The organism is Streptomyces marianii, assembly GCF_005795905.1.
In the GTDB taxonomy this organism is placed as follows: domain Bacteria; phylum Actinomycetota; class Actinomycetes; order Streptomycetales; family Streptomycetaceae; genus Streptomyces; species Streptomyces marianii.
The window spans coordinates 2,968,058-2,993,472 of the sequence record NZ_VAWE01000001.1; the positions used below are offsets into that span (position 1 = coordinate 2,968,058).

Genomic DNA, 25,415 nt, shown 5'->3' on the forward strand with positions numbered 1-25,415 from the left:
GGTGCCGTCGCGCCTCCGCTTGATGCGCGCGCCGCCAGATCGACCAGCGAAGTCCCTGGTCAATGGCGATGCGAGTCAGGCCGATCAGGTTGAACAGGCGCCGGACCTCGGCGACGGTCAGGGCCGCGAGCCGCCGCGTTCGCGGCCCGCGCCCGCCGCCCAGGTTCGAAGAGCCCCCTTTTGCGGGGTTCGGGCCATCGCGGCCAGGAACGCCAACGCCAGCATGGACAGGGTGATATGGCGATACCAGGCGTCGTATTTGCGTACCTGGTAGTTGTCCAGCCCGGCCTGCTGCTTGGCCGCCTCGAAACACTCCTCGACCGGCCAGCGCAGTCCTATGACCGCCACCAGTTCCGACAGTGATTCCCCGCGCGGGTTGTAGCAGTGGAAGTAGGCGAGCTCCCCATCCGCGATGGAGCGGCGTACTACGTACTGGCGCCCGTCCCGCCCGGCGATTACCGCCCAGTCGTAGGTGCGGAACCCTTTGGCTCCGATCCCGCAGGCACGCCGGGAGAAGTCCCCCGGCCGCAGGTGTGATGCCAGGTTGTCCAACCGGGTCGGAGTGTCGGGGTTGGTGGAGATGCCCGCGGTGTTCACGTCGGTAGATTTCGGAACGGCCATGCAGTAGGCAATGTCCTCTGCTTCCAGATACCTGCGCAGAATCCTGTTCTGGCCGAACTCCTCGTCCGCAACGAACCACGAAAACGGCACCCCGGCCGCCACGGCGCGCTCGATCATGGCCTGGACCTGCTGCGGACGGGTGCGGAAGACCACCTCGTCCGGGATCCCCGCCTCCCGGCGGCGTTCGAAGTCGACGGCCCAGGAATCCTTGGGCAGGTAGAGCTCCCGGTCGATCAGTACACGGTCGCCACGACGGTTGGCGTAGGCCAGGAACGACCCGATCTGGCAATTGTCGACACGTCCGAGGGTGCCGGAATACTGCCGCTGGACCCCGGCGGATTTGGTGCCCTTCTTCGCGAAGCCGGTGGGGTCGGCGATCAGCACGCCCCGGGGATCCGCGAAGCGTTCCATGGCGTAGTCGCAGACCAGGTCCCGCATCAGAGCCGCGCTCCACGGGGTGAGGTTCAAGAACCGCTGGAGTGCTTTGGGCTCCTTCTCGCCGGCGAACTCAGCCATGGTCCAGCCGTTCTTGCGCTGCAACGGGGAGAGGAGCCCACGTAAGTACTGAAGGGCGTGCCCTTGGGATTCCGGGCGGTAGAACAGGGGGGTTATCCGCTCACCCAGCGCGGCGAACTCGCGGTCCCAGACGGCTAAATCGGCAGGGCTCACTGCGTCCGACGAAGAATCTTGATCATGGGGCTGTGTCGTGGCCACAGGCAGAGCCTCCCATCACCCCATGATCAAGATCTAGCCCTGTAGTACTAGGGCGTGTTCTGGGTTGAGATCACGAGCTCGGTCATTCCCGCTCCAGGAGGGTGCCGGTTGCGATAGACCGGTCGCGTGACTCGTGGCGATCTGACCGATGCCGAGTGGGGGTTGGTCGAGCCGCACCTGCCGCTGGGTGCGTTCGGACCGATCCCTGACCTGCGCAGCTACTTCAACGCGGTGATGTGGCGGTTCCGCACCGGCTGCCCCTGGCGAGATGTGCCGGAGAGCTACGGCTCCTGGTCGACGATCTACGACAGGTTCCGGATGTGGGTGCGTGAGGGGGTCTTTCAGGCCCTCATGGACGCGATGATCGCCGAGGCGGCGGCCCGCGACGATGTAGATCTCAGCCTGGTCAGCGTGGACTCGACTGTTGCCCGCGCGCATCACCACGCGGCGGGCATGGTCGTCGCCCCGGAACTCCTCGAGGACCTGGAGAAGGCCGTGGCGGAGGAAAAGGGGCTGCAGCAAAGGGACAAAACAACCCCGTAGGCGAGCAACCCGCGGACATGGAGGACTCCGGGCGGGAACAGCGCCGCGCCGTGCGCCGACGCCGCAGGGCCCGGCTGCGGGCCGCCGAACTGGGCCGCTCCCGGGGCGGGCTGACCAGCAAGGTCCACCTCGCCGTCGAGCGGCGGTGCCGCCCGCTGTCCATCATCCTCACCCCCGGCCAGGCCGCGGACAGTCCGCGCTTCATCCCGGTCCTCAAGAAGATCAAGGTGCGTGTCCCGGTCGGCCGCCCCAGGACCCGGCCGGACGCGGTCGCTGGCGACAAGGCGTACTCCTCCCGCGCCAACCGCGCCCACCTGCGCAGACGCAACATTAAGGCGGTGATCCCGGAGAAGGCCGACCAGGCCGCCAACCGCAAGAAGAAGGGACGCTCCGGCGGACGCCCGGTCAGCCACGACGCCGCGCTCTACAAAGATCGCAACACCGTCGAGCGCGCCATCAACAAGTTCAAGGAATGGCGGGGGCTGGCCACTCGCTACGACAAGACGCCCGAGAGCTATGCCGCCGGGCTCCACTTGCGCGGATCCATCCTCTGGTTACGCAGCCTGCCAGCCCTCCCGTGATCTCAACTCAGAACACGCCCTAAGGCAGGCGTGCGCGTCAGCACGACGGGCGGCCGCCGTCGGTCCTGCGAATCACGGATCGCGGTGTAAGGCCCAAGTCCTGCGACCTCGACACAGTCGCTCGTACCGCCGCACGATGACGGGTCGTCAGATGGATCCAGCACCGATCCAGCACCGGTGCGGATAACCAGGGGTGACGACAGGTGGCGAGGCGTCAGGTGATCCAGCACGGGGTACGCCAAAGGGGTCAGCCCTCGATCGGAGCGACCCCTTTTCACCTGCGCCTTTGCCAGATCGCCGCGTCGATGCCAAAGCGGTCACTGAACGTTGAAGCGGAGCATCAACGCCATCGCTGTCACTTGCGGCGATCGCCCATCGCGGGGCGCGATCCAGCGTGGTTCCAGCATAGGGGCGGAAACTATGCCGGCCCATTCGGAAGCGGCCCGGATCGGCTACCGATCTTCGTTGGGCCCGGCGTCGAGGGCCGCGTAACCAGCGCTGACCATGCTCACGCCGCAGGGACGCTGGGTTTTCCCACCCGAGGAGATTGTCGTGGATGGGCCCGCCGGGCCCCCGATCGCCGGACTCGATATCCGTCGAAATGAGGTCGCGTCAGCGCTCACGGCGCAGTGAGATCCGTACGTTCTTGTCCTCGTCGCGGGTGGCGAAGAGGCCCGAGCCGTTCACACTGGTGTATTGAGGGATGTCGATGCCCGCGCCGAGGACTTTCGGCTCGCCGGTACCGGTGGTGAGGTCGAGCTGGGCGACAACCGGTTCGATGTCGCTGGTGGCCGAGTCTTCTTGGACCGCCCCGTATGCCGTGCCGTCGTCGCGGATCGAGCCGAGCACGATGGTCTTGCGGTTGCCGTCACTGTCCAGGCAGATCCCCTTCTTCCGTTCCAGGTCGAAGGCGACGGGACCGGCGGCCAGATAGCGGCCCGAGGGCGAGGTGACCACTGGATAGTCACGGGCCGCATCGAACTGCTGTGCTCCGTCATATCCGCATTCCAGTCGGGCCTGGATCCTGCCCGTACGCAGGTCGTGCACCGACCAGACTGGGTCGACGTCCGCCCCGTACTTTCCGCCCCTGCTCCACCGGGCGAGAAGACGGCCGTCCCCTACGCCGTACACGTCGCCGTTCCAGGTACCAAGCAGGCCGGACCGTGCGTCGACGCCGTCGGGGCGGACGTCGTCACTGAACCAGCGGCCCGGCACGCCGAAGCCTCCCCTGCCCATAGCCACCAGTGGACCAACCTCACTGGCCGCCATGACGCGGCTGTTGGGGCAGGCCACCACCTCGTCGCACTGGGGCAGCAGATTCTCGGAGTCCTTGTACGGGGTGACCGCGCCGGTCGCCACGTCCACCGCATGCGACCAGCGCGGGTACATGCCGTCCTCACCCCATGCGACCAGCAGCCGCCCGCCCTCTGCCCGCACCCGTACCTCGCCCGGGTCAGCCGACACCGGCACGTCAATCTCCCGAAGCGGCTTCACCGACGAGCCCGAAGCATCCGCGGGATACACCGCCAGCCGTACCACCTCTGTGCCCTCGTGCAGGTCGTCCTTGCCGCGCATGCCATGTGCGTACGCGACCACATAAGCACGGCCGTCCTGCTCCACACCCGTCACATCGGGGATCTCCGCGGACTCGCCACTCTCGGGATTGCCCTCCGCACCCTCCACCGGCGTCGGAGGGTTCCACGGAGCAGAAGCCCAGCGGACCTGACCGCCGTCCGCCGTCCTGACCTTCACCGTGTAGCCGCCAGGAGCCGCGTACATCATGGCGACCGTCTCCGAGCGCGGTACCACCGCGACGGGCAGCGTCCCCACGGATTCGGGCACCCAGACGAGGGACTCATCCCATCCTTTGGCCCCGTCGTAGGCCGACGGCACACTCAACTTGACCAGGGGCTTCGCCGCGGACGTCGCATCAGGTCCGCCGCCCTCACCCTTCGTGCCCGCGCTGTCCGAACCGCTGCAGCCAGTCACCACGGCTGCCGCCAGCACGGCCCCGGCCATCGTTCTCGCCGCCCGCATGTCTCGCTGCCCCTCCCCGACGATCAAGCATCGGCCGACGGTACCAACCACCCGAGGCCCGGTCGGCAGCCCTGGCCGGATTCGCTCTGCGTCGGCCCACCGCCCCAGTAGCAAACAGGCAGCAGCAGGTGGGAGTTACCCCCGCGTCCTCACTGGATATGAATGGCCGAAACAGCGTCGTAGCCGAGTAGAGGGAGAAGTTCAACAGTACGCCGACCGAGGCGGACACCATGACAGGCCCCGAGTTGAGCCCGCTCGTGTCGAAGCCCATTTACTCCTGTGCGAACTGGAGCGGGCACTCACGACAGGCACAGCAGAACCCGAGGACCACACCAGCCGCCCAGCCAGACGATCTACACCGAGGACACCGGTCGCCGACCAGCGCAAGCACGGCAACCCCCCGCACACCAGACCCGTGACCTGCAACTTCACGAGCACACCGCTCAGGAGTTTACTCATGGATGGCCAACCTGGCATAGTTCACGGGTTGATCTCTGCCAGGAGAACTTGGCCGCCATCTGCAGCGACCAGTCCACCAGGAGGGAGGACGTTCCCGTCGCAGCGGTGACCCGCGCTTGTGGCACAGTCGCGCCGTAGAACTTGGGGCAAAGGACCTGCGCTTTGGCACAGTTGTCGCTGCGAAGGAGGGCTTGTTCCCGGTTTGGAATGATTGTTGGTGCGTGGGTGAACGGGGAGGGGCCACTGTGGCGCACCGGGGAGACGGAGTGCCGTCACCGGACACAGGGACGTCGTTCGATACGTTTTATGCGGTGAACCCGCAGGCAGCGTTGGCGATCGAGGCCGACAGGATGAAGACCTTCAAGAAGAGGGTTGAAGATCTGCTGGTCGCGCTCGACGGCTCCGAGGCAGCCCCGGGGAAGATGGGGGTTGGCCGCTTGTCCCGAGGGCAGTTGGGGTCCGGCGACTTCGGCGAGGCTCAGTTCCTCTTCGACTCGTACAGCTTCGTCCATGACGAATTGGAGAAGCTGTCCAAGGCGCTGGGGGCTCAGATCGAGGGTATGGGCCTGGCTGTTCACTCGTCCCAGGTGGGCTATGAGAACGTCGACGAGGAGATCCGCGCCCGTATGAGGGTGGTCAACGCCGAGGTGGAGTCGTACTACGACCGGGAGCGGGACCCGTTCGTCGAGATCGCACCTACGAAGAAGGAACAGGACAAGGAAACAGGCTTCTGATGCCCGCGGCGGCATGGACAGGGGGCGGGACATTGGCTGAGCGGACGGGGGGCAAGGCGCCGCGGCTTCAGCGCACGGACTTCGAGGCGATGACGCACCAGCAGCTCGCGGCGCTGCTCGCGTCGGCGAGCCCGACCGGTGCGTCGAACCTGGCGACGAAGCTGGCCCTGGCCTCCTCGGCGATCACGGAGATCGGCCAGGACCTGAAGGAGTACGTGACGAACCTACCCTGGCACGGCGAGGGCGGCGACGCATTCCGCAACTGGGGCGGCCAGACGGCCAGTGCGACGCTGCGCCTGGGAGAGTACAGCAAGGGCGCGGCGCGCTGGATGGAGGAGATCTCGCAGGCCATCGCCGAGGCGAAGGCGGCGATGCCTCCGATCACGGAGACGACCAATGCGCAGGCCGATCTTCGCAAGGCGCAAGAGGCGAAGGCGTTCGCCGAGGACCCGTCCCATCACATGGACACGGACGCGGGCGGCACGGCAAAGCGAGCCGCGTCGGACGCGGCTGCGGCGCAGGGCCGGATCGACGCGGCGCGGTGGGAGGCGGCTCAGCGGCTGCGGAAGCTGGCGCAGACGTACGAGTTCACGGCGCAGCAGGTGAACGCGGTGACGCCGCCGACGTTTCCGCCGCCGGCGATGTACTTGGAAGCGAACACCTGGCGTGACCCAGGGGGACAGGAAGATCTTGCGGGCCAGGATGGCGCCAGAACAGGAGGCGCCGGAGCGCCTCCAGAGCATCCGGCTGCCTCGTACGTGAATTCGGGAAGCACCGCGTTGCAGCAGTCCGGACAGCCCGGAACTGTGGCCAACGCGGCAGCACCCGAGCGCCCAGTAAGCATGGAGATCGACGGTCTCGCGACCTTGCCAGCGGCTCCGCCGTCGTCTCCAGCCACGCCCACGGGCACCATGCCGCCGGGGGGTCATCCTGACGCAGGCGGCATGCCGCCGGGAGTGGTTCCTCCCGCCTTCGGCGGTGGCACGGTCAAGCCTTCCGCGCCTCCCGTGCCACCGGTGAACGGGCGCCCGACTGCTGGTGGCGTCCGGCCTCCGGTTCTGCCTGGGCTGGGACAGCCGGGTTCCGGTGGCGCAGGGCGTTTACCTCGCGACAGTGGCATCATCGGCGGGCGGTCTGCCCCCCCCGAGCCCGGGAATCCCGGTGCAAGGGATTCCGCGCGGCACGGTCATCGGTGGCGAGGGAACATCTACCCGAGGGCCGATGGCGTACAACCCCACGGCCGGTGCCGGAGCTGGAGGCGCAAGGCCGGGCCCTGCTCCCGGTGAGCGCCGCTACGCCAGTGAGACGGGCGGCATCGTCGGGGGCAGCCCCCAGCAGGCCGACCGACAGGGCTCCCGCCCCTTCACCCCAGGCGGCACCGGACTCGTGTCCGGCACTCCTACGGGTGCGGGCTCGCACGGTGCCGCAGGTGCTGGACGTGGCGGAACGGCTGTTCCACCGCCAGGTCAGAGCCGTTCCTCACATCGTCGTGACGAGCGAGGCGGCAGCCGGCCCGACTACCTTGCCGAAGACGAGAAGACCTGGAAGCAGAAGGGCCGCCGAATTGTCCCCCCGGTAATCGACTGATCATGCCGGGAATCCGCATGAGGTACGAGATGCACACCAGCGCCAGGCAACCAGCCAGGCTCCGCCACACCCTGTCGGCCGCCGTGGGCCTGATGCTGGCCGGCATCGCCACGGTCCCGGCGCACGCTGAGACCATCCGGGACAGGCAGTGGCACCTTGACGCGATGCACGCCGAGGAGATGTGGGAAGCCACCACCGGACGTGGTATCACGGTTGCCGTCATCGATTCCGGTGTCGACAAGAACGTGGCGGACCTCCGCGGCCAGGTCCAGGACGGCATGGACCTCTCAGGGCTGAAGGGCAATGAACATACGGACCAGGCCGGTCACGGCACCGGCATGGCCGCACTGATCGCCGCGACGGGAGCACGGGGCCAGACCAACGGATCGCACGGGCTGGCTCCCGGCACCAAGATTCTCCCCATCAAGATGCCCTATGCCACCGGCGGCTTCGGCACGGAGAGTTCGGGGCGCCGGTACTCGGAGAGTCTGGCCAAAGCCATCCGGTTTGCGGCGGACTCCGAAGCCAAGGTCATCAACATCTCCATGGGGAGCGCGAACACCCCGGGGAAGAAGAACGTCGGCACCTCGGAACTGACCGCTGCTGTGAAGTACGCGATCGGCAAAGGCAAGCTCATCTTCGCCGCGGTCGGCAACAGCGGCAACCTCACGAACGCCATCGAGTACCCAGCAGCGACACCGGGGGTCGTAGGGGTGGCTGGCGTCGACCAGAAGGCGAAACCACTGGAGAACTCCCAGTTCGGTCCGCAAGTCGACCTCGCCGCACCTGGCAAGGAGATCGTGCGCGCATGCCCGGAGGGCACCCAGATCTGCGGAGGAACAGGCAGCAGCCCAGCGACCGCCCTCGCCTCCGCCTCCGCCGCCCTCATCTGGTCCCAACACCCGAACTGGACCAACAACCAGGTCCTCCGTGTGCTCATGCAGACCGCCAGCGGCAACGACAAGGGTCTCAGCCGCGACGATGTCGTCGGATACGGCGTCATCCGCCCCCGCATCGCCCTGACGACCCCCGGCGACCCCGGACCCGCCGACAAGTACCCCATACCCGACTTCGCCTACGAGAACGCCAAGTCCCCTTCTTCGAAGGCCTCCGAGGCGTCGGGCCCCATGGGAGGCGCCGGCCAGTCTACGGCCGCACCCGCGGCATCCAACGACGAGAGCAGCGCGACCGGCCTGTGGATCGCGGCCGCCATCGGTGCGGCCGTCGTACTCGGCGCTGCCATCGCTATCGCGGCTCTCCGCAACCGCCACCGCACCCGTGCAGCATCCGCGATAGCCGCTGTCCCGCCCCAGTACGGAGGACATCAGCCCTATTACGCACAGGGGCCAATAGCGCCCCGAAGTCATGATTTGGCGCAACCGACGCACATCACAGACCGCAACGAGTACGGGGGAACCTGATGGCTTGGGACGAGTGGGAACAGATCAAGGCCGAAGTGGCGAACCGTCATGACAGCCGCATGGCGCTGAACAGCATGGGTGGTGCCGCTGCCACGGCAGACCTGAAGACCAATGCGCAGGGCAAGCGGGGGGCGATCAAGGCCCTGGAGGACGTCCTGCTCCGCGCCCTGGACAGGGCTGGTATCCATGCCGACGAGACCACCGACGCGGCGGAGCGGGAGTTCACGGGCTGGGCGGCAGGAACCGGCCTGAAGGACGCGCACGATGAATGGGCCCTGCAGGTGAAGAGTCTCAAGGCACGCCTCGCGCGGGATCAGGCAGATCTGAGCAAGGCGAAGAGGGATTTCCAGTACGTCGACCACGACGTGAAGAGCTCTCTCGCACGGATCGACCCGCTATCACCGGATCCGCGCCGGAACGTCTGACCTCGACCTTTCACGCGCTCGCGAACGCAGCGTGGGCCCAGCGCCAGACCTCAAGGAAGTAGGCATGCTCACCTATCAGGACGTCATCACCATTCGATTGACCCCGCTGACCACTGCAGCCGTCTCATGGGACCAGATGGCCGACGGCTTCGAGGACCTGGGCGAAGCATATGGAAGCAGTGTTCAAGCCGTTGCTTCGGACGGTGAATGGGTCGGCCTGAGCGCAGAAGCCGCCAAAGCTCGCTTCACCGCGACGCGAAAGCAGTTCGACGCCGCTGCGGTGGAGGCCCGAGCCATCGCAGATATTCTGCGGGACATCCATGCACAGTTCACCGAACGAATACAGGCCGTAAGAAATCTGGTGGAATCGGCAAAGGAAGCCGACATACACATAGACACCAAAGGGCAGGCGCATCTCGACACAAGCAAGACCAAAGGCACAGAAGGCGGCAACTTCGGTGACGCTGCTGCGCGCGCCATCCACGAAGCCAGCTGGACCGCTGCAGTAGCTTCAGCCGTCCAGGCGGTCGATGACGCAGACCAAGGAGCCAAGCTGGCGCTTCGGGACGCGGCCGGTATCAAGACCTTCTTCGAGGAAATGTTTGACAACGCCCGTGGCACCGGACACGACTTCAACGCCGGCGCAGTCGGCGACATCGAACTGGTAGAGGCGCGCGAGGCCAAGAAGTACGCGGACCAGATCCTGGCGGGAGAGAAGCCTGCCGACCCGGAGGAGTGGGCGCGACTGATGCGCGACAACTCCGGCGACAAGCAGTTCAGTCAGACGGTGCTCAACCACCTGGGTCCAGAGGGAACCATCAAGATAACCAACCAGCTCAACACCTTCGCCTACGAGTCGGACACGGGGAACAAGCAGCACCACCTGGGAGCTGAGCGAGGGCTCGCCAACGCGCTGGCCACGGCTACGCAGGATCCGAAGTCCCAGTTCTACAAGGACTTCCAGTCCGGCATGAAGGAAGCCGGCATGAAACGGTACGAGTGGCAGGGTGAGAAGGTCCGTGGGTACCAATCCCTCGTCACCTTGATGCAACACGGGGAAGGATACTCTGACCGATTCATGCACGACCTCGGTGACGATCTGATCGCCGCCGAGAAGGCTGACGAGGGCAACGACAACTGGGACCTCCCCAAGAAGTTCGTCACGTCGCGGGACGAATGGTTCGCCAACGACCCCCTCGACGGCCTTCTCGGGATCATGAGCAAGGACCCCGAGGCATCTGCAGCCTTCCTCGACCCCAAGGCCGACCCCAACCCGGACGATGACAAGAAGGAGGGCAACGACCGACTGGAGTACCTGACGCGGAAGCGGGACTGGGATGTTGTCGACGGGCATCCCTACATGCGCAACCCGCACGACCCCGACAGCAACTGGGGCGACCCTCTTCGCAGTTCGGACATCGAGGACGCACAGGGCAGGGCCGGCCTCGGCGCGGCACTGGTGGCCGGTACGACGGGCATCGACCCGAACAACTCGGGCGGCGGCTACGTCCAGCACACCGACGCGAACAACCGCGTGTTCGAGAACGCCCTGAAGCATCTCTCCGCTGAGGGAAACGACTTCCCGCCGAGCCTGCGCACGCCTATGGCGATGGCCATGGGCAACTACGGCGACGACGTACACGCCGCAACAAGTGCGCACAACGCCGGAGAGAGCCCTCTGGACCGGGCTCAATTGCTTGAGGTGGCGAAACAGATCTCCCGTGACCAGTTTGCCTACGGCACACTCCAGGACAGCATTAACCGCGAGATCGTCCACGACATAAATTCGGGCAAGGGAGGAGATGAACAGCCTTTGCAGAGAGCAGGGCGCACAATCGGGTTCCTCGAAGAGGCCCGATATCAGGGGCTTAAGGTCGACGTGGACGACGCCAAGAGTAAGGCCACATGGGAAGCTAAGTGGGATTACCACACATGGGGTGGCGTTGTGAACTTTATCCCGCACGCAGGCGACGCGGCCCAGCGTGGCGTCGACGTCATTACTGCCAAGTGGCTCGAAGAAGAGATCGCGAGAATTGACAGCGGGCAGGCGCGGGAGAACATGGCCACTGGCACAGACCGCGAGGGGCGACTCGAAGAACTGGTCAAGCACTGGCGGAACGAAAATCCCCAGGCAGCAGAGCGTGAGGATCTATGGGACTCCAATGAGACAATCGACGATGCGGCCAACAACGGAAACGCGGCCGCTCGCCGCCTGGCAGGCAAGGGATCATAATGCGACACCGCAAGGTCACGACACTTAGCATGGCTGCACTGTTCCTCGCTGGCTGCGCGGACGAGAATCCCGAATATGACTACGCGATTCCGGGGAAAATCTGCGGCGTTAGCGTTGCGCCGTCGAACGTGAAGCCGCTACTTCCTCCCGGAAAATCGGTCAGAGAGGACTCCAGTGAAAGCCTGTCGAGGCCAGGTGAAAGTCGAAGCTGCGGCGTAATAGTTGACCGAAGGCCCGATCTGGCAGTTTCGATTTCTCGCCAGCGCGGAGAGCTCGACATCGCGGAAAGGGCAGGCGACAAATACACTAACTTGAAACGAATTCCTTCCCTGGGTGAGGGTGTCACGAGCGCGGCGGTTGGCAATGACGGCGCCGCCGCCTGGATGGAATGTACCCCTAAACCTCGGCAGCGCCAGTACGAGTTCCCAGAAACCAAAGAAGGGAAGTATGGCTACCTGGCCCTAGAAATTCACGCTGGAAACGGGATCAAAGAACCGGGGAACATGGAAGAGTGGCGTGCGCATATCGAAAGATTCTTGCGCGGGTACGTGCCAGAGTTGACCAAAATCTGGTGCATGTGAATCGTCGACAGCTGTTTCCGGCGCAGTGACGGCGCGGCGCGAGAACGGAAATGGCTCAATTGTTCACAATCAGCCGATCGAGTCGGTGTTATCGCGTTGACCGCAGGGCTTCCCACTCGTAGTGGGCGTTGCCCTGTTCACCTGGTAGAACGCAAAGTGCGATCTCCAAAATAGACGGAACCGTGAATGGTGGAAATAGCACCGCACGCGGCCTGGCAGGTAAGGGATCATGAAACGTAGCTACCTGGCCCTCGGTACTGGTGTGATCGCGTATTCAACTGTCGCCAGTTCCCCGGGGAACCCAGCCAGCTGGTGACCGACTGTGGTCGCCAGCGGCGTATCGCGCCACCGGGTGGTGGCCTTGTCGTGGTAGCCGAGCGAGTCCGCTACGACGGCGCGGGATTCGGCACGGGCCGGAGAACAGCTGAGAATGGGGGGTGTTAGCTTCCTTCTCGTGGCGGAGCACCAGGACGTGAACCGCCCCGGCTTCGGTAGAGATCTCAGGTTGTGGTTGTGACCTGGGGTTTCGTGAGTTCGGTGTAGTAGTTGGCTTCGTATTCGACGGGTGGGACGTGGCCTATCTCACCGTCGAGTCGTCGGTGGTTGTACCAGTCGACGTACTCGGCGGTGGCGAGCTCGACGTCGGACAGCATCGTCCATGGCCGTCGGGGTTTGATCAGCTCGGTCTTGAAGAGGCCGATCGTGCTCTCCATGAGGGCGTTGTCGTAGGCGTCGCCGACCGATCCGATCGAGGCGGCGATGCCGGCGGCGTCCAGGTGCTCGGCGAGCCGGAAGCTCGTGTATTGACCGGATTCAACCGGTCGTTGCAACACCAGCTTGTTGAAGCAACTGTAGCTGCTCGTTGAACGCCTCGGCGGGTGTCTTCCAACCGAGCGTCTTGCGGGGTCTGCTGTTGAGAGTGTGAGCGACGGCCTCGATTTCCTCGGCGGACCATCTCGAGAGATCGGTGCCTTTCGGGAAGTACTGGCGCAAGAGCCCGTTGGTGTTCTCGTTCGTGCCACGCTGCCACGGACTATGCGGATCGGCGAAGAACACGGGAATGCCCGTCTCGACTCTGAATTGCGCATGGGCCGACATCTCCTTGCCGCGGTCCCAGGTCAGAGACCGTGCGAGCTGTTCGGGCAGCGTCGACATCGTATTGGCGAGGGCGGTCTTCATCGTGATCGCCCCATAACCGGCCAGCGCAGGACCATTCTTGACCGATTGCTTGTGCCGGTAGCCTTCCTCGCGCGGCAGGTGAACCAGCATCGTGAATCGAGTTGACCGCTCGACGACAGTGCCGATCGCGGACCGCTCCAGCCCGATGATCAGGTCGCCTTCCCAGTGGCCAGGAACGGCACGGTCCTCGACTTCGGCAGGTCGTTCACTGATCAGCGCTTCGGGTGTCACGTGCGCCCAGGTCTTGCGGCGCGAACGAGCGCGCGGGGCACGCAGTGCGCGGCCCGTGCGTAGGCACAAGATCAGCTCTCGCTTCAGCGCCCCGCGGCCCTGAATGTAGAGCGCCTGGTAGATCGCCTCGTGGCTGATGCGCATGGACTCATCATGCGGGAAATCAAACTTGATCCGGTTCGCGATCTGCTCCGGACTCCACGCCTGCACCCACGCGCGGTCCTTGCGGTGCGGCTTGTTCCGCCCCGTCCACGTGGCTGTCGCAGGTCCTGCGATTGCCCTGCCGTCAGGCGTGCTGATCTCTCCGGACAGCCGCTTCTGGACGTATGCGTGCAACCGCGGATTGGCGACCAGCTTCGATGTCTTCGGCCGGCGGGCGGCCATGTCCGATTTCCATTGCGCGACCGAGGCCCGGTAATCGAGCTTCCCGCCCCTCGTGGCCGCGTTGCGCCGCAACTCGCGGGAAATCGTCCCCGGATCACGGCCGACTTGCCGAGCGATTTCACGAACGCCCATGCCTTGGGCGTTGAGGAGCGCGATCTCCTCCCGCTCAGAGAACGACAGGTACCTGCCCGAATTCGGCTTCGGATCGAACGGTCGCATGCCTCTATGCTGCCGAAACCAGCGCGTGGCCACCGCCGGCGCCACGCGGATAACCCCGGCCGCTTCCTCCGCGAGCAGACCTTTGGCGATTTCATCCCAGAACGCTGCTTCGATATGACGCTGAAATTTCGGATGCCCCGGAGACCTCAACTTTGGCCGTATCGCCCGATCGGCTCCCTGCTGACGACGAACCATCCCACACCTCGCTGATCATGAGGTGTTGCGACGACCGATTGAATCCGCCTTGCGACCCGGCATCCGAATGATGGATCAACTCACCTGACTGGACGGGCTGTTGGTCGCGGTCGCGTTGCCAGATCGCCATCTCCAGGGCGTCGAGCACGAAGACCGTCTCCTTCACGGTGGCCGCGGACCAGCCGACGATCCGGCGGGAGAAGGTGTCCACGACGAAAGCGACGTAGACGACAGCGGCCCAGGTCTTCACGTGGGTGAAGTCCGCGACCCAGCAGCGGTTCGGGGCGACGGCGACGAAGTCGCGGTCGACCAGGCCGGGGGCTCGCTCGGCCTGTCCGCCGGGGCGCGTGGTGATGACGCGCTTGCCGCGCACCGCGCCCTGGATGCCGAGCTCGCGCATCAGGCGCTCGACGGTGCAGCGGGCCACCGCATGTCCCTGCCGGTTCAGTTCGCGCCAGATCTTCCTCGCACCGTAGACACGGTAGTTGGACGTGTAGACGTCCCTGATCCGGTCCTTGAGTTCCTCGTCGCGCACGGAACGGGCGGAGGGAGTTTCGAGGCGTTTCTTGCAGGCATAGTACGTGGAAGGGGCGATCTTGCAGTCGTGCTCGGTGAGCGTCCTGCAGATCGGCTCGACCCCGCCGAAGCGGTCCCGGTGCCCGTCGATGAACGCTACGAGCGTGTGTGTGGCCGGTCGAGCTCGGCCGCGAAGAAACTCGCCGCCGCCTTCAGGATCTCGTTGGCCCGCTTCAGCTCGGCGTTCTCCTTCTTCAACGCCTTGAGCTGCCAGGACTCCTCCGTCGTCGTCCCCGGACGCTGCCCCGCGTCGATCTCGTGCTGCTTCACCCAGTTCCGCAGCGTCTCGCGGGACCCGATGCCGAGCCTGTCCGCGACCGCCTGCAGAGCGGCTGTCTCGTTCGGATGATCGCCGCGGACCTCGGCGACCATGCGCACCGCACGACGGCGGAGCTCAAGCGGGTAACGGGAAGGTCGTGCCATGACTCAATCCTTACACGGAATCGAGTCTCCACCTCTCCCGGGGCGGTTCAATCGGCAATGCGGACTCGATAGTCGCCATCGGCTTGCACGTCTCGACTGCCACTTGCCTCTGCGAGAGATGGTCCGCCGGTTTCACCGACGGATCGTCACGAAAGTTCGAGACCAGCCCCGGGACGGGCTATGGGGCCTACGTCGGGATGGAGTCCAAGAACGGGCGCCCGTGCGCTTGCATCCGTTGGATCACTTGCGCGCATACCGCATTGTCCTCGATAAGAAGCGCTCTCTTCGTCATGGTGTTGAAGATCACGCCGAGAGCCACCGTCGTTCGAAGGAAGACCACCCATCCTCGGAACCATCCCAGACGCTGTAATACTTGGCCATCTCGTCCATACTTGGCCCGTGATGTCTATTAGACACCACAGGCCACCTTCCTCCGCGGGCACTCAGACTCTTATCCCCGGCCGACCTCAGGCGCCACGTGAACTGATGCGCGCTTCGCGCCTTCCCGAAATGTCCTGCCGCTGGGTTGCTGACGAGCGACCGCGCTGGATGAATTTTGCTCAGAGCAGTTCGCGTTCCATAAAATCCTCCGCCTCCTCCCAGTCGATGAAACGGCAGGATCCGTCTGTGAGGTCGACCGCGATCGGCAGGTTCCCGCCGAGTTGCATGTCCTCTTGTCCGTGGTCGAGGTAGTCGACGTGGTCGTATGGAGCGATGAAGCGTCCTCCGTCGATAAAGCAGTACTCGGGGATGAGCCGGACAGCGGAGGATGGGCCCCAGGATTTGCTTTGGTAATCGAGGAACTCTGCAGCCCTGCGCTCGGCCTGTTCCCTGTCGAGCATGTCAGTTGGTCCTCCTGAGGTAGTAGTTGCGGTATCTGGGTGCGGCGGGCTTGGCCTTTCCGGACTGGAAGTCGAGGAAGACTACCTTGCCGTCACTCTTGCAGCCCTTGGGGTTGGCGCCGCTGTCAATCCCCTGGTTTCGTAGAGACCTCTCCTATGCGGCCTGGCACCTCTGGTCGCTCTTCTTGCGTGCTTCGGTGATGCTCCGTTCGAACTCCTCCGGCGGCAGGCCGCCGGCCGCGCTGTGCCTGCGTCGCGGGTTGTAGAACCCGGTGATCCAGGTGGCGATCTTCAGGCGGGCCTCGGTGCGGGTGGCGAACCGGTGCCGGTGGATGTACTCGACCTTGATCAGCGAGTTGAACGACTCCGCGGCGGCGTTGTCCAGCGCCGACCCCACCCGCCCCATGGACTGCACCACGCCCAGGAGGTCACACAGGGTGTTGTACGCCTCTGACGTGTACTCACTTCCCCTGTCGCTGTGGAAGATCGTCCCGTCCCTTCGGCCACCGCGCGTCGCGGTGGCCATCTTCAACGACGCCCCGACCAAGGCCGCGTCATGGTGCTCGCCCATGGCGTAGCCGAGGCAACGGCGCGAGAACGCGTCGATGACCGTGGCTAGATAGATCTTGCCTTCGCCGGTCTCGATCTCCGTCATATCGCCGTACCAGAGAACGTCCGGGGCCACCGCGTCGAAACGGCGATTCACCAGGTCAGGGGCAGCCTTCCGCTTGCCCTGCCGGGTCAGCGACCGCCGCCTGGGCGGCTTGCGGCCCTGCAGACCGAGCCCGGCCATGATCTCCGCGACCGTGTTCACCGACACCTGCCAGCCCTCCGCCCACAGATCCAAAGTGATCCTCGGCGAGCCGTAGGTGCCGCCGGACTCCGTGAAGAAGTGGATGATCCGCTCCTCCAGCCTCGCCCTCCTGACCACGCGTTCCGTCGGCTCGTCGGGGCGCCGGCGCCACTTGTAGAACCAAGCCTCGCTCACCCCGACCACCCGGCAGGACACCCGGTGCGGGACGCCATGCCCGACCCTCTGGCTACCGATGAAGGCGACCACCGCCTCCGGAGCGTTCTCGGTCACTTCACCCAGAGGGCCATGCATCGCTTGAAGACATCACGCTCCATCTCCAGCTCCCGGATCCGCTTGCTCTTCTCCCCGATCTCCCGGCGCAGCCGCTCCAGCTCGGCCCGCTCGGCCTCCCGCACCCGACCGCCACCCCCACCGCCACTGGCGGCTGCCGGTTGTACGGGCCGGTCCGAGGACGTCGTCCCGTTGCGCCGCCACCGCGACACCCAGCTGTGCAGCGTGCCCGGGTTGATGCCGAGCTCCTCGGCGACCTCGCCGACCGGCCTCCCGGTCTCAACCACGATGCGCACCGCACCCTCACGGAACTCAGCGTCGTACGGCGGCTTCTTCTTGGACCCCATGAACCCCAACTTCCCCTGCAATCACGGGCTCCACGCTACGAGGGGATGGTCACCTGCTCACGGAAGGTGTGGCGGCAGCCGCGCGTGGGACACACCAGGCGCCGCACCCGCACACGGACCACCACGCGTCCTCATCGACCGGCACGTCGGCCACCGTCAGCCAGTGATAGCCGTGCACGCGTTCCGACGAGGCCCCGCACACCGGGCAGACCGCAGTGTCCCGCGGAGTCCGTGCCCGCACCATGATCCCCTCGCCTTCGTCGACCACATCCTCGATGACCAGCGGGAACAGACCCGAGAACACCATCTGCACGAGCTCGTTGACATCCTTCACACGAGGGTCAACGACGCTCCGTCACCACCGAAAGTGAGACAGGGCCGTTAAATTGACACACTCGCCGTGGAACTCTCATGCAAGATCGAGGTTTGACGGTCATCCAGCCGCTCGCGCCCCGGTTGGCGCGCACGATGTTCAGCCTTCGGCGGCAGCGACTCGAACTGCCATAACGGTCAGTCACCGAGCGAGTCAGGGCATGTCGGTAATGACATGGCAAGCAAAACCCACTTCAGTAAGCGCCCCGAGGAGCCGTTGCAAATACCACTCGAAGTCGACCAGACTCGGCGGCGAGATTGTGACCTACGCCGCCGAGGACCATCACAAAACCGCAGGTCAGGCTCCTTCACCGGTTCCAGAATCGCCACGCACTCCACGTGATGCGCCATCGGGAACATGTCGACTTGCGCAGTCCTCGGAAAACACCAGGTCAGAGCCACTTCCTTGGCTCATCGCCCTGCGTGCGCGCACCCAGAGCGTCAAGGCGGACAGCCCATGCTGCCTGCTCAAGCGCTTCCGGACATGCCACAGCCCTCCTGCCCTTAAGGGCAGGAGGGCTGTGGCATGTCCGGAGCTGAACAGACGTTGCGCCTCATCAGAGATCTCGACCTGTCACAACGAGGCCAGGCTCTGTCTCAACTGACCATGCCGAAGTTGTGCACGGCTCCTAAACGTCAGTTACTCGATGCCACGAGAATCCCTCGGAGTCTGCGCGGGAAGAACAGACCCCGAAGCCTTCGATGGTCACTTCAAGAGCGATGAGATCTCCCATCTCATCCAATCGCTCCTGAACGGCAGTGACGCTCGCACCGTCCTTGCTCTCGAATACGACTCGCAAAGAGTGCTCTTCAGGCGGCCAGAAGTAGTCGGGCAGCGCATCGTCAGCGCGACTGTCGATCCGGAGGGTCCAGTCAGTCCAGTCTGTGACGATGAAGCGCTCTCCGGAGGCGGTCGCAACCTGTAGACCTACGACTTCCATACCTTCGAAGACAACCTCAGCTACGCGGGTCACCTGCTTTTCGGCGAGGACATCACTGACGCCCATCGTCACACTTCCACCTTTCGACCCGTGAGGTCAGTACTTCTTCGTGGCATCTTCATACCACTTTTTGGTGCCGTCCACCGGGAACATGGAGACGAACTCCCCATCGCCCTTGGTGATCAGAATATCGTTGCCCTGCTTGTAGAACCAGTAGTCGTCAGCCCCGCCCTGGCCGACCCGGTATGCTCCTTGCTTCACCTCGTCAGGGGCCGCACGCACTTCAGTTATGCGTTCTCCATACCACTGACGACCTGCAGCATCTCCGGGGTGTTTGCCGTAGTCAGTCGCATGCTTTCCCCATTTCTTCCCTAGTTGCTTGCCCTCAGCTCCATAAAGGGCCGGACCCGGAACAGGCACCGCCGCCTTCGGCGCGTCCGGTTTGGAGCCACCCTTGATGGCCTTCTTGATGATGTTCTTCAGAAGGCCGAATGCACCCGCGAACCAGGATGCCGTCTCTGCGGCGTTCGCAGTGTCCTTGTACTGCTCTGATCCTACTTCTACGCCGGCGTCCTTGACCTCCTCGCGGTATTTCTCTTGAACGCCGCAGTCTGCGCCGAACCAGCACCATGGCTCGGTTGCGTATTCGATCGCATCCAAGGTTCCGGTGAGAAAGTCCCCGAACCCTCCGGCGGTGTCCTTGGCTGTCTGCCCAAGTGACTCGGGGTTTGCCGGTTCGGTGTTGCAGCCAGGCTTGTAGGCGGGGTATGGGGAGCTGCAGTTCGACCCACTACCGCTGCTGCTGACGCTTCCGGTACCGCGGGCCTGGATTCCGGAGCGTGATGAAGTCCTGGAAGCTCGGGTGCTGGACTGCTGCCGGTGGTAGGTGTGGACGACGGCCGCTACGTAGCGGACGACTGCGACGACCAGGCTGGCGAGACCGAAGAAGAACTTGCCGTCCGGGTCGGCGAAGGTGACCGGGTTGTTGTTGCTGTAGGCGTAGCCGTTGATCTGTTGCGGATCTTTCAGGTCCGCGATCGGGTCGGCGCTGATGAAGCGACCGGTCGTCGGGTCGTACTCGCGTGCGCCGAGGTGGGTGAGGCCTGTGGGGTCCTGCGTTCCGCCCACGAAGCCTTTGTCGCCGGTCCACTGCGCGGGCTGAGTACCGCGTGTCTCGCCGAACGGCTGCATGTGTCGGCGGCTGACCGCCTGGGTCGCCGCGTCGATCTGTACGGTCGCCGTGCCGTTGTGGTCGGCGCTCATCCAGATCAGTGACTGTGGGGTGCGCAGCGCGACGACCTGGCCGCTGTGGGCGTAGTACCGGGTCGCTTCGACCTTGCCTGTCGCCTTGTCGTGCCGGAGTTCGGTCTCTCCGAGGTACAGCGTGGTGCCTGTGGCGTCACGCCGGATGAGCCGGTTGCCGCTGGCGTCGTTAAGGAACGACGTCTCGGACTTGTCGGCTTCCGTCACCTTGGCGAGGTTGTTCTCCGGGCCCCAGTCGAGCTGCTGGGTCTTGCCCCCGATGGTGCGTGTCCTGGTGTTGCCGGACGCGTCGTAGGTGTAGCTCGTGTTCGGCCGCGCCGAGTCCGCCGGGCTGGTGGTGGTCGAAGCCAGCAGGTGGGGACGGAGCTTGCCGTCAGAGGTTTGGTCGTACCTGTACGTCGTGGTCGCCGCGCTACCCGTGGCGAGGTGGTCGATAACCGTCTCGCGGTTGCCGGCGCTGTCGTACGTGTACGACTTCCAATACGGCGCGATGCCTCCTACGCCAGCCGCGCTCGGCGTGGTGGCGCAGTCCGTCTTCGCACTCCACGCGCTCTTCAGGCGCCGGTGGCCGTCGTAGGTGAAGCACTGTTTGTCCCCGGCAACGGTGGAGCGGTCGTCGATCTCGACCGGGTTACCAGCGGTGTCATAGCGGTAGTACGTGTCCGCGTCCGTGCCGCTGTTGGTCTCCGACACGACCGTCTGCCGCGCCAGCCGCCTGGTGCCGTCCTCGTACGAGCTGTTGATCTCCGTCCACTTGGCGGTGGAGGAGACACCCAGCGTGAGGCGGATACGCTCACCGGCTGGCAGGTAGTCCGTACTCCGGACGATGCCGGTCAGTCCCTGCAGCGTGGTGGGCAGACGCTGGGAGTTGTACCCGTAGGTGAGCACCTCCTGGGCGAGCCCACCCATAGCCGGAATAGTTCGCTTCTGTGGAGTACCGTCCAGATTGTAGGCGTTGGTGATGGTGTACGTGCCCGTACCGGCCACCGCACCCTCACTGGTGCTGATGGTGTACTGCTCCTTCAGCACGCGGTAAAGCGGGTCGTACGCGGCGTTGGTGGTCGCGTAGACCTTGCCGCTCTTGCCGCCCTCGTACCGGATGGCGGAGGTGGGCTGACCGAGTGCGATGGTGTCGTAGGACCAGCGCGCCAGGTACTTGGAGTCGTCGATCGTCGGTACGCCGTTGACGACCGGGATTCGACCTGAGAGTCGGCCGGTCGGGCGTCCGAGCACGTCGTAGGTGTGGCTGAGGATGCTGCCTCTGGCGTCTTCGGTGACGCTGATCTGGTCGAGGTGGTTGTACTCCTTCCTGGAGGCCCCGGCGTCAGGGTCGGTGGCACTCGTCTGGCGGCCCAGGAAGTCGTAGTCGTATCCCCAGACGTTGCCGTCGGTGTCCTGCACCTTGGTCAACTGGTCGGCGCGGCCGTAGGAGTAGGTGAGGCGGGTGTAGGCACCCGTGGCCTTGCGGCCGTCGTACTCCCTCTTCTCTGCCAGTCGGCCCCGGCTGTCGACCTCCTCGCGCACGGCGCTCGCACCGGCCGGGGGTTCGACCGTCGTCGCGTTGCCCTCGTACGTCGTGGTGGTGCGGGAGTGCTCCTTCTCCTGGGCCAGGGTGATCTCCACCGTGGGACGGCCGGCACCGTCGTAGATCTTGCGGGTCCCGGCGGGAGAGGCGGTCAGCAGTGTGGCGAGTTGACCGGAAGGAGCGGTGGTGTCGATGTAGTCCACAGAGGACTCGACCTCGAGGCCGCGGGTGTCGTACCTGGTCTCCGCGACGACGCGGCCACCGCCGACCGCCGCAGGTGCCTGGGTCTGACGTGGCCTGAGCAGTGCGTCGTAGATGGCGTACGAGGTCTGGTATGTGGTGCCGTCGTTGTTGAGCGACTTGGTGGCCACCCAGGACGCGGCGCCCTTCTGGATCCTGTACTCGAGCTTTCGGTTCGGCGTCTGCTGGCCGGCACGGCTGCGGTCCGGCAGCCAGACGTCGGTCAGACGGCCGAGTGCGTCGTAGGCACTCTCGGTGCGCTTGCCGTTGGGGTCGATGCTGACCGTGTTCGAACCCCAGTCGGGCGCTATCTGCGTCGTCACCGTGTGACCGAGGGCATTGACCTCCTTCTTCCCGGTCAGCGGGCCACCGGCAGCCGGCGTGTACTCAATGTGGTTGGTGCGCGTCCCGTCGGTGTCCCACTGGTCGACGAGGCGGCCGAGGGCGTCGTACTGCGCCGTCGCAACGGTCTGCAACTGGGCGATGCCACTGTCGTAGCCCGTGACGCGCTGCTGGGCGGTGACGTTGCCCTTGCTGGGGGCCACGCCCCAGGCCTGGCCGTCGTACGACGTGCGGACGTCGGAGATGACGTGGGTTGTCTTGGGGTCACCGGTGCGGTTAGGCGTCACACCGCAGCCGACCGAGACCTTCTCGACGCGCTTCACCGCCGTGAGCAGCCAGGCTGCGGTGTTCTTGGCGTACTCGGTGCGGGTGCAGTCCTTCTCCCCGCCACCTTCGGTCTCCACGGTCAGCGGCTGACCGCTGTCCGTGTCATAGGTGGTCGTAGCGGTCGAGGTGATCTCCCCGCCGCCGGTGACAGGGGTGCGCTTGACCTCCTTGGCCGTACGCGTCATGTAGGCGCGCACGGTGCCATGGGAGTGGGTGGCCGTGGCGGTGTTCCTCGACCACGGCGTGATGATCGTGCCGGAGATCTCGGCGCCGGCGGTGCCGTTGTACGTGATCTGCTCGCGTACCTGGCCGGCGTACTGCTCCTCGTCGTTGACGGCCGTGCCCTTGGAGTCGGTAAGCGTCTCCGTGCGGGTGGTGCCGTCAAGTTGCTTGTCGCCGTGCATGCCCCGATAGAACAGGGAGGTCGACTTGGAGCGAACGCCCGCCGCCTCACCGGTGGTGGTGGTGACGTTCTCGTAGCCGCGCCAGATGCCCCACGTACGGTACTTGGCCGGGGTGATGGGCGACTGGTCGTCGTACGCCCAGGCGCCACCGCCGCTGTAGGTGTAGTCGGTCTGCTTCAGCGGTGCGCCGCCGGTCGGGTCCGACTCGGTGACCTGGGTGACGACGTACTTGTGGAACCAGTCCGTGCGGGGTTGCGGGTTGGTGCCGGGAGTGGGGTTGGAGGGCGGGATCCACTTGACGGGGTAGCAGCGCTTTGTGTTCTTGTCGAGCGCGGCCGGGATGTTGGTGTCGGCGACGCATTCAGGGTCGGAGTAGTTGATCGTGAGGACGGACCCGGTCTCCGAGGTGACGGTGCGGACCCGCCACTTGATGAACGGTGCGACATCGTCACCGATCTTGTCGACGCGGTTGTGCATCTGGACGCCGGAGAACGTCACGGCGGGCAGGCTGATCGGGGTACCGGACCTACCGGTGTGCTGAATCGACTTCAGCCAGAGGCCCGCGTTCGAACCGTCACCGGGGTCCGGGAAGGACTGGTCCAGTGTCCAGTGGTTGACATCCCGGTAGTCCGTGTCCGCGCCGGTGCCGGAGCCCTTGTACACCTGAGTGGTCACGCCGGTGAGGCGCTTACGGGAGAAGAACGACGGGGCCGACTGGTCGGTGCAGACGGTGTCCTTCTTGCAGATCTGGTCGTACGGCACGTCCGGCCAGGCGTTGCGGTTCGTCTCGCCCAGCGTGGTGCAGGTCTCCCCGCCGCTGACCGGAACACAGCGCTCGGCGACGGTGAACTTCACCCGGGCTGCCGCAGGCTGGGTGGTGGAGAAGATCATGTCGGAGCGCTGGCCGTAGTCGACGCGCTTGAGGTGACCGCCGCGGACGTACTCGACACCGTTGCCTGTGGTGCCGTTCTTGGCGTAGTAGTTCAGCTCCTTGTCATACCAGTACGTCATGACGTTGCCGTGTGGATCGACGACGTAGTCGAGATTCCAACGCCAAGCCTGCGTCTTCGCTCGGGCCGAGAAGCTGCTTCCGGCGTCGTAGCCGGGCTCGCCGGAATCATCGCCGAAGACCGGTACCGTCCACACCGAATTCGTCTCGGCCTTGCCGGTGGCCCAGCCGGGCAGCCGGTTTCTACCGAAGACGTACTGGGTGCCATCGGTAGTGGTGACGGTCCAGTGCTCACCGTCGTCGTCCCCGTTGACCGCGCCGGTACTCCGGACGACACGCTCGCCGTCGTCACCCTGGAGACGCCAGGTGTTCTTGGCCTTGTCGAGCAGGACCAGAGTGCTCGACTTGCCGTTCAGGACGATGGAGGCGTTGTCCTCCTTCCAGCAACGGTCGTGCTTGCCGTCCTGGCCGTCGTCGTCGCACGAGCCGTAGGCGCGCTCGATGTAGGAGGTCGGCAGGTCAAAGCCCTCACCGACCCAGGACGGCTGGGCGCTCGTGGACGAGGTGCGGCCGTCGACGCTCTGCGCCGAGTAGCCGATCGCCACCGAGGGCGTAGGCCCGGCGGGGGCGGGCACGACGTCCATCGGGTAAGACCACGTGAAGTCGCCATTGGAGCCGCCACCGCTCCAGGTCGCCGACGGCGCCAGCGGGGTGGCCTCGTACGTGCCCTGGTCCGAGGAGGAGCCGGCCGAAGCCGCGAGCACCGTGAACGCGCCCGCGCTGCGCATCTGAGAGGTCGGCTTCGGCGTGGTCACCTGGGCGGTGACGGTTTGGTCCGCCGTGTCGTTCGAGGACGGGATGGGCGTGGTGGTGCGGCAGGCTGCCTTCTCCGGGGTGGTGAGGGCACATGCCGGAAGCTGGACCAGGCGCAGCCGGGAGGCCCAGTTGCCGCTGTAGGCGTGGGCGAAACCGCTGTAGTCCAGCGCGACAGACAGCGCGGACGGGTCGGTCTCGCCGTCCACGCGGCGCACGGTGAGGACAACGCCCTCAAATCCGAGTTCGGCGGTCCTGGCACGGTCGAGAACCCGGACTTCGGCCTTGGCAGGTGCCGACTTCGGTACGCGATTCGCCACGGCTGCTCGTGACGCTGGGTTCTTGCCCGCCTTGGCGGGCAGCGGCTGTCCCAGGCTGACAGGCAGACCGCCAGCCCTGGCCTCGGCATTCGGCTTTGCCGGGACAGCAGCGCTCGCGGCACCGGGCGTGGGCCACTGGACCTTGCGGGCGGCCTCTTCCCGGGTCTTCTCCGCCGCCTGCCTCGTCGGATCGGAGAGCTGCTTCAGCTTGGCCTTGAACCGTTCCGCCCTGCCGAATTCGGCCTTTTCCAGGGTGCTGGAGTCCCGCTCGAAGCTCTGTGCGGGTGCCGCCCCGAGTAGTGTGGTGAGGATGGCCGTGGTCACCGGAAGGGCGACGGCCGCTGTGCGGCGGCGGCTCGCCCTGTTCCATGACCAAGAGGGCAGCACTGGTCTGGTGCTGGACAAAGGGATTCTCCGCATCCTTGACCGGGTGGTGTGCCGGGCCGGAGGGTCCGGCACACCACCGCGTGAGATGTGATTGGTGTGTGAGATGTCTCGGCGGG

The 25,415-nt window shown here is 65.3% G+C and carries 18 protein-coding genes and 2 pseudogenes; 7 read left to right on the top strand and 13 right to left on the bottom strand.

Translation table 11 applies throughout. The annotated features are described in order from the left end of the window. Nucleotides 1-117 precede the first annotated feature (117 nt). A complete protein-coding gene (locus tag FEF34_RS13235; RefSeq protein ID WP_138057454.1) occupies nucleotides 118-1,290 on the bottom strand; it encodes an IS701 family transposase in 1,173 nt (390 codons plus the stop codon). Between the two features lie 171 nt (nucleotides 1,291-1,461). Between FEF34_RS13235 and FEF34_RS13240 the strand changes: the two are divergent. Continuing rightward, nucleotides 1,462-2,459 (top strand): annotated as a pseudogene (locus FEF34_RS13240) (IS5 family transposase). Nucleotides 2,460-2,461: 2 nt separating this feature from the next. Here FEF34_RS13240 and FEF34_RS44205 read toward each other — a convergent pair. Both FEF34_RS44205 and FEF34_RS13250 read right to left on the bottom strand, forming a co-directional pair. Continuing rightward, nucleotides 2,462-2,737, bottom strand: a complete 276-nt coding sequence (locus FEF34_RS44205) for a DUF397 domain-containing protein (RefSeq protein ID WP_407698273.1) — start codon at nucleotides 2,735-2,737, stop codon at nucleotides 2,462-2,464. A 334-nt stretch (nucleotides 2,738-3,071) separates the two neighbouring features. Next, the gene (locus FEF34_RS13250) at nucleotides 3,072-4,496 is read right to left on the bottom strand and encodes a hypothetical protein (protein ID WP_138053376.1); all 1,425 of its coding nucleotides are present in this window, start codon (nucleotides 4,494-4,496) and stop codon (nucleotides 3,072-3,074) included. Between the two features lie 770 nt (nucleotides 4,497-5,266). Here FEF34_RS13250 and FEF34_RS13255 point away from each other — a divergent pair. The 6 genes from FEF34_RS13255 (at nucleotide 5,267) to FEF34_RS13280 (ending at nucleotide 11,936) form a co-directional block, all read left to right on the top strand. After that, on the top strand, nucleotides 5,267-5,689 hold the full coding sequence (locus FEF34_RS13255; protein WP_234042377.1) for a hypothetical protein: 423 nt from the start codon (nucleotides 5,267-5,269) through the stop codon (nucleotides 5,687-5,689). An 89-nt stretch (nucleotides 5,690-5,778) separates the two neighbouring features. After that, nucleotides 5,779-6,975, top strand: coding sequence for a hypothetical protein (locus tag FEF34_RS13260; RefSeq protein WP_234042378.1), 1,197 nt, complete (start codon nucleotides 5,779-5,781; stop codon nucleotides 6,973-6,975). Nucleotides 6,976-7,293: 318 nt separating this feature from the next. After that, on the top strand, nucleotides 7,294-8,697 hold the full coding sequence (gene mycP / locus FEF34_RS13265) for a type VII secretion-associated serine protease mycosin (protein WP_407698274.1): 1,404 nt from the start codon (nucleotides 7,294-7,296) through the stop codon (nucleotides 8,695-8,697). Then, nucleotides 8,697-9,122: a hypothetical protein gene (locus tag FEF34_RS13270; RefSeq protein ID WP_138053377.1), complete on the top strand. Its 426-nt coding sequence runs from the start codon at nucleotides 8,697-8,699 to the stop codon at nucleotides 9,120-9,122. Before mycP ends, FEF34_RS13270 begins: the two co-directional genes overlap by 1 nt. Nucleotides 9,123-9,186: 64 nt before the next feature. Next, nucleotides 9,187-11,355 carry a PPE domain-containing protein gene (locus FEF34_RS13275; protein ID WP_138053378.1) on the top strand — a complete coding sequence of 723 codons (2,169 nt, stop codon included), beginning with the start codon at nucleotides 9,187-9,189 and terminating at the stop codon, nucleotides 11,353-11,355. A 29-nt stretch (nucleotides 11,356-11,384) separates the two neighbouring features. After that, the gene (locus FEF34_RS13280; RefSeq protein WP_138053379.1) at nucleotides 11,385-11,936 is read left to right on the top strand and encodes a hypothetical protein; all 552 of its coding nucleotides are present in this window, start codon (nucleotides 11,385-11,387) and stop codon (nucleotides 11,934-11,936) included. A 500-nt stretch (nucleotides 11,937-12,436) separates the two neighbouring features. On the opposite strand, the gene FEF34_RS41225 is transcribed toward FEF34_RS13280, so the two are convergent. The 10 genes and pseudogenes from FEF34_RS41225 to FEF34_RS13340 all read right to left on the bottom strand — a co-directional run bounded on the left by FEF34_RS41225 (nucleotide 12,437) and on the right by FEF34_RS13340 (nucleotide 25,317). Next, nucleotides 12,437-12,766, bottom strand: a complete 330-nt coding sequence (locus FEF34_RS41225; protein ID WP_407698275.1) for an integrase core domain-containing protein — start codon at nucleotides 12,764-12,766, stop codon at nucleotides 12,437-12,439. Continuing rightward, complete coding sequence (locus tag FEF34_RS13290; protein WP_138053381.1) at nucleotides 12,750-14,144, bottom strand: IS30 family transposase; 1,395 nt, start codon at nucleotides 14,142-14,144, stop codon at nucleotides 12,750-12,752. The genes FEF34_RS41225 and FEF34_RS13290 overlap by 17 nt, the downstream gene beginning before the upstream one ends. After that, nucleotides 14,041-14,934, bottom strand: coding sequence for an IS3 family transposase (locus tag FEF34_RS13295; protein ID WP_325063669.1), 894 nt, complete (start codon nucleotides 14,932-14,934; stop codon nucleotides 14,041-14,043). The genes FEF34_RS13290 and FEF34_RS13295 overlap by 104 nt, the downstream gene beginning before the upstream one ends. Continuing rightward, the gene (locus tag FEF34_RS13300; protein ID WP_138053383.1) at nucleotides 14,817-15,143 is read right to left on the bottom strand and encodes a transposase; all 327 of its coding nucleotides are present in this window, start codon (nucleotides 15,141-15,143) and stop codon (nucleotides 14,817-14,819) included. Before FEF34_RS13300 ends, FEF34_RS13295 begins: the two co-directional genes overlap by 118 nt. 560 nt (nucleotides 15,144-15,703) lie before the next feature. Beyond that, nucleotides 15,704-15,985 carry a hypothetical protein gene (locus FEF34_RS13310; RefSeq protein WP_138053384.1) on the bottom strand — a complete coding sequence of 94 codons (282 nt, stop codon included), beginning with the start codon at nucleotides 15,983-15,985 and terminating at the stop codon, nucleotides 15,704-15,706. Nucleotides 15,986-16,139: 154 nt separating this feature from the next. Then, nucleotides 16,140-17,069: an IS3 family transposase gene (locus FEF34_RS13315; protein WP_199800665.1), complete on the bottom strand. Its 930-nt coding sequence runs from the start codon at nucleotides 17,067-17,069 to the stop codon at nucleotides 16,140-16,142. Continuing rightward, a complete protein-coding gene (locus FEF34_RS13320) occupies nucleotides 17,066-17,416 on the bottom strand; it encodes a transposase (RefSeq protein WP_138053386.1) in 351 nt (116 codons plus the stop codon). Before FEF34_RS13320 ends, FEF34_RS13315 begins: the two co-directional genes overlap by 4 nt. Nucleotides 17,417-17,466: 50 nt before the next feature. After that, a pseudogene (locus FEF34_RS13325) lies at nucleotides 17,467-17,723 on the bottom strand (transposase family protein); the annotation flags it as partial. A gap of 694 nt (nucleotides 17,724-18,417) precedes the next feature. Then, nucleotides 18,418-18,801, bottom strand: a complete 384-nt coding sequence (locus tag FEF34_RS13335; protein WP_138053388.1) for a hypothetical protein — start codon at nucleotides 18,799-18,801, stop codon at nucleotides 18,418-18,420. Between the two features lie 24 nt (nucleotides 18,802-18,825). Beyond that, the gene (locus FEF34_RS13340; RefSeq protein WP_234042379.1) at nucleotides 18,826-25,317 is read right to left on the bottom strand and encodes an RHS repeat-associated core domain-containing protein; all 6,492 of its coding nucleotides are present in this window, start codon (nucleotides 25,315-25,317) and stop codon (nucleotides 18,826-18,828) included. Nucleotides 25,318-25,415 lie beyond the last annotated feature (98 nt).